The organism is Novosphingobium album (ex Liu et al. 2023) (assembly GCF_029076845.1).
In the GTDB taxonomy this organism is placed as follows: Bacteria; Pseudomonadota; Alphaproteobacteria; order Sphingomonadales; family Sphingomonadaceae; genus Novosphingobium.
The window spans coordinates 65,354-77,500 of record NZ_JARESE010000070.1 but is presented as its reverse complement, the minus strand read 5'-3'; the positions used below and the strand labels follow the sequence as shown (position 1 = coordinate 77,500).

The following is a 12,147-nucleotide window of genomic DNA, read 5'->3' as shown; positions in this document are numbered from 1 at the left end:
CCGCGCTTGCCGGCCGCGCGCAGACGCACCGCTGCCCCGGCGCCGCGCAAAAAAGAACGGGCCCGCCTTGCCGGCGAACCCGTCCCTCTGTGTCTCCCCTGGGGGAGCCGCTCAATCAGCGCTTGGTCTTCTCCGGCGCGACCGTGATGCGCACGGTCTCGCCCGAGTTGCCGGGGAAGCGGGTGAACATCGCCTCGACCAGATTGGGCACCAGGTAAGGCAGGCGATTCGAGCTGGAGACCGCTTCGGCCTTGCCTTCGAACAGCCGCTGGCCATCGGCGCGGCGATCGATCTTCAGGCTGATGCCGCTGGTATAGACGGTGTAGCTGTCCACGCCGCCGTCAAAGAACGGATCGTACCAGCCATAGGCCCAGGGGCCGCCATAGAAGCCGCCCCAGCCGCGCCGGCCATAGAAGCCCATGCGGCCATAGCCATACCACGGGCCCCAGAACGGCGAGGCGCCGAAGCTGGTCGAGCGGACGCGTTCGCGCCCCTTGTCCACGCCATAGTCGAAGCGGACGATCAGTTGCGCGCTGTCGGGATCGCTGGCCTGGGCATACCCCTGCTTCACCATCTGCGCTTCCACCAGCCGCGCGTACTGGCCGAACTCGATGCCGCCGGCCATCTGCGGATCGTCGGCGACCACGGCGAACGTCTGGCCCGAGGGGGCCGGAAGCTGCGACTGGAAGCGCGACACATCGGCGCGGAATGTCGAGGCGCAGGCCGCGAGCGTCATCAGCAACAGCGCGGCGGCGGCGATGCGCAGCCCGCCGAAGCGGGAATTGTCGTTGGTTTTCATCTTCGTTGTCTCCACGAGACTGGCCGCTCCAGACGACCCTCCCGGCACGGCCGTGACCTTTGGGAGCATGGCGTAAACGCAAGGGTCTGAATAGCGGTTGAATAGAGGGACTTACACGATGAGCCGTTTTGGGTCACGGTTCCGCGCGTTCCGCTGGGCTCCTGCATTTGCCGACTTGCTCCCTTGTCGCGATATGTAGGAAGAGGAAGCCGTGATGACGAGCCCGATCCTTTCGATTCTGTGCGGTAGCGTGCAACCCTTTCGCGCGCCTGACGAACCGAGCGCGATCGCCAAGCGGCCGGTCGGCGGCAGCGTGCGCGTCCACCGCCTCGGCCTGGCCGGGGACGAGCAGGCAGACCTGGCCGTACATGGCGGGCCGGACAAGGCGATCCATCACTATCCGCACGATCACTATGCCTGGTGGCGCGCGGCGATCGGCGATCACGCGCTGCTGGCCGCGCCCGGCGCGTTCGGCGAGAACATCTCGACCGAGGGGATGACCGAGGAAAGCGTGTGCATCGGCGATCGCTATCGCCTGGGCACGGCGCTGGCCGAAGTGAGCCAGGGCCGCCAGCCGTGCTGGAAGCTCGATCACCGCTTCGGCGGGTTGGCGATCAATGCCGGGGTGGTGCAATCACGGCGCTCGGGCTGGTACTACCGCGTGATCGAGGAGGGCGAGGTGGCGGCCGGCGATGCGATCGCGCTGGTTGACCGGCCGCACGAAGGCTGGACGGTGCGCCGCGTGTTCGGCCTGCTGATCGCCGGCGAGCACAAGCGCGATCGCGCGGGGCTCGCCGCGCTCACCGCTGTCGAGCCCCTGGCCGATCCGTGGAAGCGGCGGCTGGCGCAGCTTCTGGGCTGATCGGCCGCGCGGTCAGCCGCGCACCAGCCCCAGCGCGGCATACGTCGCCTCCAGCGTCGGCGCGGCCAGCGCGCGGGCCTTTTCGGCGCCCTTGCGCAGGATCGCGTCAAGCGCGGCGCGGTCCTGCCGCAGCTCGACGAAGCGGGCATTGATCGGCGCCAGCATTTCCACCAGCATCTCGCCCAGCGCCGGCTTGAACTTGCCGAAGCCTTCGCCGCCGAAATCGGCCAGCACCATATCCACGTCCATGCCCGCCATCGCCGCATAGATGCCGACAAGGTTCGCCGCTTCGGGCCGGCCTTCCAGCCCCTTGGCTTCCGAGGGCAGCGGTTCGGGATCGGTCTTGGCCTTCTTCACCTTCTGCACGATGGTTTCGGCATCGTCGGTCAGGTTGATGCGGCTCATGTCCGAAGGGTCGGACTTGCTCATCTTGGCGCTGCCGTCGCGCAGGCTCATGATCCGGGCGGCATCGCGCGGGATGATCGGATCGGGCAGGGTGAAGACCGGCGCGTCCTCGCTGGCGAAATCGTTGTTGAACTTCTGCGCGATGTCGCGCGCCAGTTCCAGGTGCTGCTTCTGGTCTTCGCCCACGGGCACGTGGGTGGCCTGGTAGAGCAGCACGTCGGCGGCCTGGAGCACCGGATAAGTGAACAGCGCGATCGAGGCGCCTTCGCGGTTCTTGCCCGACTTGTCCTTGAACTGGGTCATGCGGTTCAGCCAGCCCATCCGCGCGGTGCCGTTCAGCAGCCATTGCAGCTCGGCATGGGCGGGAACCTGCGCCTGGTTGAACAGGATCGAGCGATCGGGATCGACGCCGCAGGCGACCAGCGCGGCCACCATCTCGCGGGTGTTGGCGGAAAGATCGGCCGGGACATGCGGCATGGAGATCGCGTGCAGGTCGGCCAGGAAGAACAGGCACTCGCCGTCTTCCTGCATACGCACCCAGTTGCGGATCGCGCCGAGGTAATTGCCAAGGTGCAGATTGCCGGTGGGCTGGATGCCGGAAACGATACGCATGGATGCGTCCTTCATGATGCTTTGCGGGAAATGCGTGGGCGGGAAATGCCTGGGGTATGTCCGCCGGGCGCGGACGGGCCGTTCAGCGCGCGTGCGAACGCCATCGCCAGGCCGCCCGGCCGGGACGGCGGCCATGAGTCTTCAGGGGCGAGCAATCCTGCATGGCGCGGGCGCATAGCACAAATGGCGCGCCATGGAAGCCTTGCCGGGCGTTTCGCTCACTGCGCCTTCGGGGCCGGCCGGCGCCGGCGCAATTGCGCGATCAGATCCTTGTCGAGCGCGCCGATCAGGTAAGCCACGCCGAAGAACACCGCCATGCCCGCCGCCACCAGCACGCCCAGCGACCAGACCCGTTCGATCACATGGCCGCCATAGCGCGTGGTCATCAGCGGCATCAGCGCCCAGAGCGCTGCGCCCATCGCGGCGCTGGCGGCGATCTGCCGGCCGATCCGGCCCGCCAGCTTCCAGGTGAAATGGAACCAGCCGCGCGCCTGCAGGATCACATAGAGCGTCACCACGTTGAGCGTCGAGGTGAACGCGGTCGCCCCCGCCAGCCCGACAATGCCGAAGCGCGGGACGACCAGGATATTGATGCCGATGTTCACGATCAGCGCGGCGGCCGCGATCCACACCGGGGTGCGCGTATCCTCGCGGCTGAAGAACGCCGGCTGAAACACCTTGACCAGCACGTAGGACGGCAGGCCGATCACCAGTGCGACGACGATCTGCGCCATGGTGTCGCCAGCGGCGATCGTCATCCGGCCGCCGACGAAGAAGGCGGTGACGAAGGCCGGCGCGCAGATCGCCAGCGCGACCGCGGCGGGCAGCGTCAGGAGCGTCGCCATCTCGACCGCGTTGGCCTGCAGGCGCTGCGCCTCGGCGGCATTGTCGGTCTGGATATGACGCGCCAGCATCGGCAGGATGGCGGTGCCCAGCGCGATGCCGACAATGCCCAGCGGCATCTGGTTCAGCCGGTCGGCATACTTGAGCAAGGTCAGCGAGCCCTGCTCCAGCGAGGTGGCGAAGAACGTGTCGACGAACTGGCTGATCTGATAGACGCCCGCGCCGAACGTGGCGGGCAGGATCAGCATTCCCAGCCGCCGGACCTCGGGCGTGAAGCGCGGCACGCTGATCTTCAGGCGTACCCCGGCCCGCCGCGTGGCCCAGGCCATGTAGAGCAGTTGCACCACGCCGGCCGCCGCCACCGCGATCGACTGGACATAGGCTACGGTCACATCGGTCCCGCCCGCCTCGCGCATGGTGTAGCCGGTGACGATGCCGCCGATCAGCACAAGATTGAGCAGCACCGGCACGAATGCGCCCGGGGCGAAGCGGGCATGGGCATTGAGCAGGCCCGAAAGCATCGCCACCAGGCTGACCAGCCCGAGATAGGGGAAGGTGATGCGCGACAGGGTGACGGCCAGCTCGAACTTGCCCGGAATCGCCTGGTATTCGCTGGCCAGCAGCCAGACGATGCCGGGCATCGCCAGCATGGCGAAGGCGGAAAAGCCCAGCAGCACCCAGACGAACACCGCGAGCACGTCGGTCGCGAACTGGTTCGCCGCCTCCTCGCCGCCGTGCGAATGCAGCGTGCGCGTGTACATCGGCACGAAGGCCACCGAAAAGGCGCCCTCGGCGAAAAGCCGGCGGAACGTGTTGGGCAGGACGAAGGCGAGCTGGAACGCATCCGCCGCCAGCCCGGCGCCGAGCACGCGGGCCAGCAGCATGTCGCGCACGAAGCCGAACACGCGGCTGAGCGCGGTCAGCCCGCCGATCGTGCCGACATTGCGGACAAGGCTCATGCCGCCGGCCCGGCCGGAGCCATGGCCCTCAGGCGTTGCCGCTCGGCGCGGCCTCGGCGGCGGCCTGCTGCTGGGCGGCAAGCTGCTGGACGTAGAGGCCGTTGAAATCGATCGGTTCCAGCATCAGCGGCGGGAAGCCGGCATCGCGCACTGCGTCCGAAACGATGCGGCGGGCGAAGGGGAACAGGATGCGCGGCGCTTCGGCGAAAAGGAACGCATGGGCCTGGCCATCTTCCAGATTGCGCATCCCGACCAGCGCGCAATAGCTGAGATCGACGACATAGGTGGTGCCCGCCTGCGCCTTGGCGCTGCACACGATCTTCAGTTCCACTTCGTGCACTTCGCCGTCGATGGCCTGCGCGCCGATGTTGAACTGGATGTCGATCTGCGGCGCGTCCTGCCACTGGAAGCTGTGCGGCGCGTTCGGGTTCTCGACCGAAAGATCCTTCACATATTGCGAGATGATGCCGGCCGCGGGCGCGGTATCCTCGCCATTGCCGTTGCCGGTGCCGTCCAGATCGAGATCGGAGATGATGTTGCCAATTTGGGCCATTTTTGCGATGCTTCCGTGCGCTTTTTCAGGATTTCGAGCGGCGCCTAGCACCGGGGCGGGCAGGCGGCAATGGCGCGTCGCGGCCAGGGCGTGGCTCCGGTGCGGCGAATCGCGGGGCAAAGCGCTCTGATCGGCGAAAAAATGCACCCATCCGGCCGCTCACGCGTTGTTCATTTGTCAACCTTACCTATCTGGGGTTATGGTGCCATGCCGCTTTCACGGCGGCCTGCAAGGGATGGACATAGAGGCGTGACTGTTGAAATCGTGATCCTGGCTATGATCGCGGCCTTTCTCGGGCTGCGGCTCTATTCGGTGCTCGGCCGCCGTGCCGAGCATGAGGAAGAGCCGATCCAGGGTCGCTTCGACGGTCCGGGCGGGAAGCCGGGCGCGCCGCGCGTTTCCGCGCCGCCCAAGGCCGAGGAACGCCAGCAGCCGGCTTATCCCGCGTTCCGCCAGCCCGATATGCCCACGACCACGCCGGTGGTGGAGCGCGCCCTGCGCGAAATCGCCGCCGCCGATCGCCGGTTCGATGCCTTCGCCTTCGTCGACGGCGCGCGCGGCGCCTACCGCATGATCCTCGAAGCCTTCTGGCGGGGCGATCGCGAGGAACTGCGCCAGCTTTGCGATGACGACGTCTACGCCAGCTTCGCCGCCGCGATCGACGCGCGCGAGGCGGCGGGCGAAACGCTGCAGAACCAGCTCGTGCGGATCGAGGATACCGCGATTGTCGGCGCGTTCTATGATGCGCCTGTCGCGCGCATCCAGGTCCGCTTCCGCAGCGATATCGCCGCGGTGACGCGCGATGCGCAAGGCAATGTCGTGGCCGGATCGCTCGACGATGCGATCGAGGCGATCGATATCTGGACGTTCTCGCGCAATCTCCAATCCGCCGATCCCGACTGGCTGCTTGACGAGACCGACGAGGGCTAGATTTTGGCCGGGTCGCGTTGGCGTAAGCTGGCGGCGCTCGCGCTGCTCTCCTTGCTGGCCGCCTGCGTCCGCGTGATTCCCGAAACCGGCGGGCCGACTCGCCCCACTCCCGCGCCGACCCCGGCACCCACGCCCGTGGCCGAATCCGCCGTGGCGCTGGGCGTGGAAGTGGGGCCGCCGGTCTCCTCGCTCGAACTTCGGCAGGAAGACGCGGCGGCCGCGCTGCTCTCGTTCCACGAAAGCTGCCCCAAGCTGACCGTGCGCACCGATGCGAGCGGGCTGACATCGCCCGGGGACTGGCGCGCCGCCTGCGCCGCTTTCGCCACCTGGCCCTATGCCAAGGCCGCGCAGTTCTTCGCGACTTACTTCGAGACGCTGCGCGTGGGCGATGGCAAGGCTTTCGCCACCGGCTATTACGAGCCCGAGATCGCCGGATCGCGCGCGCATCTGCCCGGCTTCGACGTGCCGGTCTATGGCCTGCCGGACGATCTGGTGCGCGCCGCGCCGGGCGATGCCGCGCCGCTCGCGAACGGCACGATGCCGCTGGGCCGCTATGACGAGACGGGCAAGTTCGTCCCCTATTACGACCGTACCGAGATCGAGAACGGCGCGCTGGCCGGGCGCGGGCTGGAAATCGCCTGGGCGGCCGATCCGGTGGAATTCTTCTTCCTGCAGGTCCAGGGTTCGGGGATGCTGCGCGCGCCTGACGGGCAGATCATGCGCATCGGTTATGCCGGGCAGAACGGCCAGACCTACACCGGGATCGGCGGCGTGATGCGCGAACGCGGGCTGATCGGCGAAGGGCCGGGGCAATATTCCGGCTCGATGCAGGGGATCATGCAATACTTGCGCGAACATCCTGACGAGGGCCGCGCGCTGATGCGCGAGAACCGGAGCTGGGTGTTCTTCCGCGAACTGACCACCGACGGCCCGCTGGGCGCGCTGGAAGTGCCGGTGCGGGCGGAAAGCTCGGTCGCGGCCGATCCGCGCTTCGTACCGCTGGGCGCGCCGGTGTGGCTGGAGCTGGACCGGCGCGAGGCGAACGGGCTGTGGATCGCGCAGGACACCGGCGGCGCGATCAAGGGGGCGAACCGCTTCGATACCTTCTGGGGCGCGGGCGAGACCGCGCGCCGCGTTGCCGGCGGGATGAGCGGGCGCGGCCGCGCGCTGATCCTGGTGCCCAAGGGCACGGCCACGCGGCTCGGGCTGAAGTGAGCCGGCCAGGGCGCCGGCTCTCTCCCGAGGAAGCCGCCCTCTGGGCGCAAATCGCCCGGACAGTGACGCCGATCGAGGGACGCATGGCCAGGGCCGCCCCCGCACCGCCGCGCGAAGAGCCGCAGGCCGACCGCGCGGCAGCGGGCGCGGCCAGCCCCGAACCCCGCAAGGCGCGCCAACCGCCGCCGCCGCCGCCGCTGCTCCGGCCCGCCAGCCCGCCGCCGCTGCCCCGCGCCGGGGAGGATGCCAAGGCCGGCCTCGATGCCTCGTGGGACCGCAAGCTGGCGCGCGGCATCGTGCAGCCCGATTTCTCGCTCGACCTGCACGGCGCCTCGCTCGAGGCGGCATGGTCGCGGCTGGTGCATGGGCTGACGCAGGCCAAGGCGATGGGTGCGCGCGTGGTGCTGATCGTCACCGGCAAGCCGCGCCCGGCCGACGCGGCCGACCGCGCCAACCGGCGCGGCGCGATCCGCGCCAAGATCATCGACTGGCTCGCCGCCAGCGAGCACGCCGGCGATATCGCCGCGATCCGGGGCGCGCACCGCCGCCATGGCGGCGAGGGCGCGCTTTACGTGATCCTCAAAAGGCGGCGATAGCCGTGCCGGGCACCGCCGCCGATTCGCGAAATTATGCCGGCAGGACCGAGAAAAGCGGCTTGTCGCCTTCGCGCGGCAGGCTGGCGTCGTCCACCGGCAGCGGGTCGAACGTCTCGTCGGTAAGGGCCACGTTCGATAGCCCTTCGACCTTGAAATAGCCCAGCCGCCGCTCATCCTCGCTGCGCCAGGTTTTCTTCATATTCAAGGCGCTGACATAGAGGTCGCCATGGCGGGTGAAGAGCTGGTGCGGCGCCAGGAGCATTTCGCTGCCGTTGTACACAGCAACGATCAGGCGCCTGAGGGCGATGGCTTCGGTGAACTTTCGTTCGAACGACGGAGCGGGCTGAGTGGTCTTTTGCATTGCAGCATAATGGCGGCCCGGATGCTGCATCGCAAGATGGGAATGCCAAAGCCTTGCGCAATTTCGGTCCCGAAGCGCCGCAAACCGCGATTCCGGGCGGGAGGAGCGACAAAAAAGGCCGGGAGCGGTCGTTTCCGCTCCCGGCCCGGTTTCCTGTCGGCGCGATGTCCTCAGGCCGCTTGCGCGATGTCTTCCACCGCCTCGTTGCGGATCAGGTAGTCGAAGGCGGAGAGCGCCGCTTTCGAGCCTTCGCCCATGGCGATGATGATCTGCTTGAACGGTACCGTGGTCGCGTCGCCCGCCGCGAACACGCCGGGCAGGTTGGTCGCGGCATGGGTGTCGATCACGATCTCGCCGAAGCGGGTGAGTTCCAGGCCGGAGTCCTTGAGCCATTCGGTGTTGGGCACCAGGCCGATCTGGACGAACACGCCTTCCAGCTCGACCCGCTGTTCCGCGCCGCTCTCACGATCCTTGTAATTGAGGCCGTTCACCCGCTCGCCATCGCCGGTCACTTCGGTGGTCTGGGCCGAGACGATCACGTCCACGTTCGGCATCGAGCGCAGCTTGTCCTGCAACACCTGATCGGCGCGCAGCTTGCTGTCGAACTCGATCAGCGTAACGTGGCCGACGATGTTGGCCAGATCGATCGCCGCCTCGACGCCCGAGTTGCCGCCGCCGATCACCGCCACGCGCTTGCCCTTGAACAGCGGGCCGTCGCAGTGCGGGCAATAGGCCACGCCGCGATTGCGGTATTCGAACTCGCCCGGCACGCCCAGGTTACGCCAGCGCGCGCCGGTCGAGATGATGAGCGCGCGCGTCTTGAGCGACGCGCCATTGGCGAAGACCACTTCGTGATAGCCGCCCGCCTGCCTGGCCGGGATCAGCTTTTCCGCTTTCTGCAGGTTCATCACGTCGATGGCGTATTCATGGACGTGCGCTTCCAGCGCGGCGGCGAGCTTGGGGCCTTCGGTGTAGGGCACCGAGATGAAGTTCTCGATCCCCATGGTATCGAGCACCTGGCCGCCGAACCGCTCGGCCGCGACGCCGGTGCGAAAGCCCTTGCGCGCAGTGTAGATCGCCGCCGAGGCGCCGGCCGGGCCGCCGCCGATGACGAGCACCTCGAACGGCTCCTTGCCGGCGATCTGCTCGGCCGCGCGCGTCTCGGCATTGGTGTCGAGCTTGGCGAGCAGTTCCTCGATGCTGGTCTTGCCGCTAACGAAGAACTCTCCGTTGAGGAACACCGCCGGGACCGCCAGCACGTTGCGGCTTTCGACTTCGTCCTTGAACGCGCCGCCTTCGATCAGCGTGGCCTTCACGCGCGGGTTGAACAGCGCGAGCAGCGTGAGCGCCTGCACCACGTCGGGGCAGTTGTGGCAGGACAGCGAGAAGTACATCTCGAAGTTGAAATCGCCGTCCAGATCGCGGATCTGCTGTAGCACTTCGTCGGAAACCTTGGGGGGATGCCCACCGGCCCAGAGCAGCGCCAGCACCAGCGAGGTGAACTCATGCCCCATCGGCACGCCAGCGAAGCGGACCTGCACGTCGGGCTCCGCGGCGCGGCGGATGAGGAAGCTGGGGCGGCGCGCGTCATCGCCGTCAAACCGGGCGGAAACCTTGTCGCTGAGCGCGTCGATCTGGGTGAGCAGGTCGCGCGTCTCGGCCGATTTGGCATCGTCGCCAAGCGAGGCGACAAGCTCGATCGGCTCGCGCAACATGCCGAGATACTGGGTGAGCTGTTGCTTCAGGTTGGCGTCGAGCATCGGAATTTCTCCTGGAAGGGTGGAGAGGAAGTGGCGGCCCAGGGTGGGGGATGGATACCCGGGCCGCCGTTCTTCGATCCTGGAGCACATCCAGGTCCGATCATGTCAATCAGACCTGTGGCCCCATTTCCTTGATCTGCCGCATTTCCCGGCGCTTTCGGGCGATATCGCCAGGCCGGGAAACGCGTGCAGGGGGCGATGGATCAGAGCTTGCCCACGAGGTCGAGCGAGGGCGCGAGAGTTTCGCCGCCTTCTTCCCACTTGGCCGGGCAGACCTGGCCGGGGTGCTCGCGCCAGTACTTGGCGGCCTTGATCTTGCGGACGAGTTCGGTGGCATTGCGGCCCACGCCCTCAGGCGTGATTTCCACGAGCTGGATCACGCCATCGGGATCGACCACGAAGGTGGCGCGATCAGCCAGGCCCACCCCTTCGCGCAGCACGCCGAAGTTGTTGGTCAGGGTGTGGTTCTGGTCGCCCAGGAAGGCGTACTTGATCTTGCTGATCTTTTCCGAAGTGTCGTGCCAGGCCTTGTGGCTGAAGTGCGTGTCGGTCGACACGCCGTAGACTTCGACGCCGAGGCCCTGCAGCGTCTCGTACTGCTCGCCAAGGTCTTCGAGCTCGGTCGGGCAGACGAAAGTGAAGTCGGCCGGGTAGAAGAAGAAGACCGCCCACTTGCCGGCGATATCCGCTTCGGTGACGTCGAAGAAATCCTTGCCGGCCTGGAATGCCGTGTTCTTGAACGGCTTGATGGTGCTGCCAACGATACCCATGAAACGTGTCTCCCTCTCTGGTTGGAAATGACAGGCACCAGATAGGGCGAGAGTGCGTCGGTTTGTAGACCAAAGGTCCGATTGCGTTGATCGGGTGAGGCGATCAGTGGGCGGTGGAGTGAGTGCTTGAGGCGATAAGTCGCGATCGCGGCGCAAGTATGCGGTCTGCTGCGCATAGGGTGCCTGGAAATGGAAAAGGCGAGCAGGGTATCCGCCCGCTCGCTCGCCGTCAGGGGGGAGATACGCAAGCTTGCTCCTGCGCAGCAGGGGCTGGCCGGAGTTGAGAGGGGAGCGTGCGCACGCGGCCCTCTCCCAATCCTCTCCCCTGAAGGGAGAGGGCTATCGTTACCCGCACTGCCCCCGGTGGAGCAGCTTGTGGTCGGCCAGCACCAGCGCCATCATCGCCTCGACCACCGGCACGCCGCGAATGCCGACGCAGGGGTCGTGGCGGCCCTTGGTGAACAGTTCGGTCGCCTCGCCCTCGCGAGTCACGGTGGGCTGCGGCGTGAGGATCGACGAAGTCGGCTTGAACGCCGCGCGCACCACCACCGGCTGTCCGGTCGCTATTCCCCCGGCGATACCGCCGGCGTGGTTGGCGAGGAAATCCGGGCCGCTTGTGCCGGGGCGCATCGGATCGGCGTTCTGTTCGCCGGTCAGGCGCGCGGCGGCGAAGCCGTCGCCGATCTCGACGCCCTTGACCGCGTTGATCCCCATCATCGCGGCGGCAAGGTCCGCATCCAGCTTGCCGTAGAGCGGCGCGCCCCAGCCGACGGGCACGCCGGTGGCGACGCATTCCACCACCGCGCCGATCGAGGAGCCGGCCTTGCGCACATCGTCCACCAGCAGGGCCCAGCGCTCGGCCGCCTTGGCATCGGGGCAGAAGAACGGGTTGCGGGTGATCTCGGCGGGATCGAAGTTCGCGCGGTCGATCGCATCGCCGCCGATCTCGCTGACATAGGCCAGGATCGACACTTCGGGGATCACCAGCCGCGCCACGCCGCCCGCCGCCACGCGCGCCGCCGTCTCGCGCGCCGAGCTGCGCCCGCCGCCGCGATAGTCGCGAAAGCCGTATTTCGCGTCATAGGCATAATCGGCATGGCCGGGGCGATAGGCCTTGGCGACTTCGGAATAGTCCTTCGATCGCTGGTCGACATTCTCGATCATCAGGCTGATCGGGGTGCCGGTGGTCCGCCCCTCGAACACGCCCGAGAGGATGCGGACCCGGTCCGGCTCCTGCCGCTGGGTGGTGAATTTCGACTGGCCGGGGCGGCGCGCGTCGAGGAAGGGCTGGATCGCGTCTTCGGAGATGGTGAGCCCCGGCGGGCACCCGTCGACCACGGCGCCCAGCGCCGGCCCGTGGCTTTCGCCCCAGGTGGTGAAACGCAGCAGCCGGCCGAAAGTGTTCACGCTCATGACCGCAGCGCTTTGTCGCGCCCGGCCCGGTTTGTCCAGCGTGAGAGGGCGTGAAGGCGCGCGCGCCGG

12 protein-coding genes are annotated in these 12,147 nt (G+C 67.6%); 4 read left to right on the top strand and 8 right to left on the bottom strand.

Annotated features, from left to right (window positions below):
• Positions 1–115: 115 nt before the first annotated feature.
• Positions 116–799, bottom strand: coding sequence for a DUF4136 domain-containing protein (locus PYV00_RS20130; RefSeq protein WP_275230108.1), 684 nt, complete (start codon positions 797–799; stop codon positions 116–118).
• Positions 800–1,013: 214 nt separating this feature from the next.
• Between PYV00_RS20130 and PYV00_RS20125 the strand changes: the two genes are divergently transcribed.
• Positions 1,014–1,661 (top strand): MOSC domain-containing protein, encoded by a 648-nt coding sequence (locus tag PYV00_RS20125; RefSeq protein ID WP_275230107.1) that lies wholly within the window; start codon positions 1,014–1,016, stop codon positions 1,659–1,661.
• Positions 1,662–1,673: 12 nt separating this feature from the next.
• On the opposite strand, the gene trpS is transcribed toward PYV00_RS20125, so the two are convergent.
• From trpS to secB, 3 genes are all read right to left on the bottom strand, one after another.
• Positions 1,674–2,678 carry a tryptophan--tRNA ligase gene (trpS, locus tag PYV00_RS20120; RefSeq protein ID WP_275230106.1) on the bottom strand — a complete coding sequence of 335 codons (1,005 nt, stop codon included), beginning with the start codon at positions 2,676–2,678 and terminating at the stop codon, positions 1,674–1,676.
• Positions 2,679–2,896: 218 nt separating this feature from the next.
• Complete coding sequence (gene murJ / locus PYV00_RS20115; protein ID WP_275230105.1) at positions 2,897–4,480, bottom strand: murein biosynthesis integral membrane protein MurJ; 1,584 nt, start codon at positions 4,478–4,480, stop codon at positions 2,897–2,899.
• Between the two features lie 28 nt (positions 4,481–4,508).
• Positions 4,509–5,033: a protein-export chaperone SecB gene (secB, locus tag PYV00_RS20110; protein ID WP_275230104.1), complete on the bottom strand. Its 525-nt coding sequence runs from the start codon at positions 5,031–5,033 to the stop codon at positions 4,509–4,511.
• 249 nt (positions 5,034–5,282) lie between these two features.
• Here secB and PYV00_RS20105 point away from each other — a divergent pair, with 249 nt between their 5' ends.
• Genes PYV00_RS20105 through PYV00_RS20095 form a run of 3 tightly spaced genes read left to right on the top strand, consistent with a single transcriptional unit; the run spans position 5,283 to position 7,774 of the window.
• Positions 5,283–5,963, top strand: a complete 681-nt coding sequence (locus tag PYV00_RS20105; RefSeq protein ID WP_275230103.1) for a Tim44/TimA family putative adaptor protein — start codon at positions 5,283–5,285, stop codon at positions 5,961–5,963.
• Between the two features lie 3 nt (positions 5,964–5,966).
• On the top strand, positions 5,967–7,178 hold the full coding sequence (gene mltA / locus PYV00_RS20100; protein ID WP_275230102.1) for a murein transglycosylase A: 1,212 nt from the start codon (positions 5,967–5,969) through the stop codon (positions 7,176–7,178).
• Positions 7,175–7,774, top strand: a complete 600-nt coding sequence (locus tag PYV00_RS20095) for a Smr/MutS family protein (protein ID WP_275230101.1) — start codon at positions 7,175–7,177, stop codon at positions 7,772–7,774. The genes mltA and PYV00_RS20095 overlap by 4 nt, the downstream gene beginning before the upstream one ends.
• Positions 7,775–7,805: 31 nt before the next feature.
• On the opposite strand, the gene PYV00_RS20090 is transcribed toward PYV00_RS20095, so the two are convergent.
• From PYV00_RS20090 to aroC, 4 genes are all read right to left on the bottom strand, one after another.
• Positions 7,806–8,135 (bottom strand): hypothetical protein, encoded by a 330-nt coding sequence (locus PYV00_RS20090; protein ID WP_275230100.1) that lies wholly within the window; start codon positions 8,133–8,135, stop codon positions 7,806–7,808.
• A 170-nt stretch (positions 8,136–8,305) separates the two neighbouring features.
• The gene (gene ahpF, locus PYV00_RS20085; protein WP_275230099.1) at positions 8,306–9,895 is read right to left on the bottom strand and encodes an alkyl hydroperoxide reductase subunit F; all 1,590 of its coding nucleotides are present in this window, start codon (positions 9,893–9,895) and stop codon (positions 8,306–8,308) included.
• Positions 9,896–10,098: 203 nt separating this feature from the next.
• Positions 10,099–10,665 carry an alkyl hydroperoxide reductase subunit C gene (gene ahpC, locus PYV00_RS20080; RefSeq protein WP_275230098.1) on the bottom strand — a complete coding sequence of 189 codons (567 nt, stop codon included), beginning with the start codon at positions 10,663–10,665 and terminating at the stop codon, positions 10,099–10,101.
• A gap of 345 nt (positions 10,666–11,010) precedes the next feature.
• Positions 11,011–12,078 (bottom strand): chorismate synthase, encoded by a 1,068-nt coding sequence (gene aroC, locus PYV00_RS20075; protein ID WP_275230097.1) that lies wholly within the window; start codon positions 12,076–12,078, stop codon positions 11,011–11,013.
• Positions 12,079–12,147 lie beyond the last annotated feature (69 nt).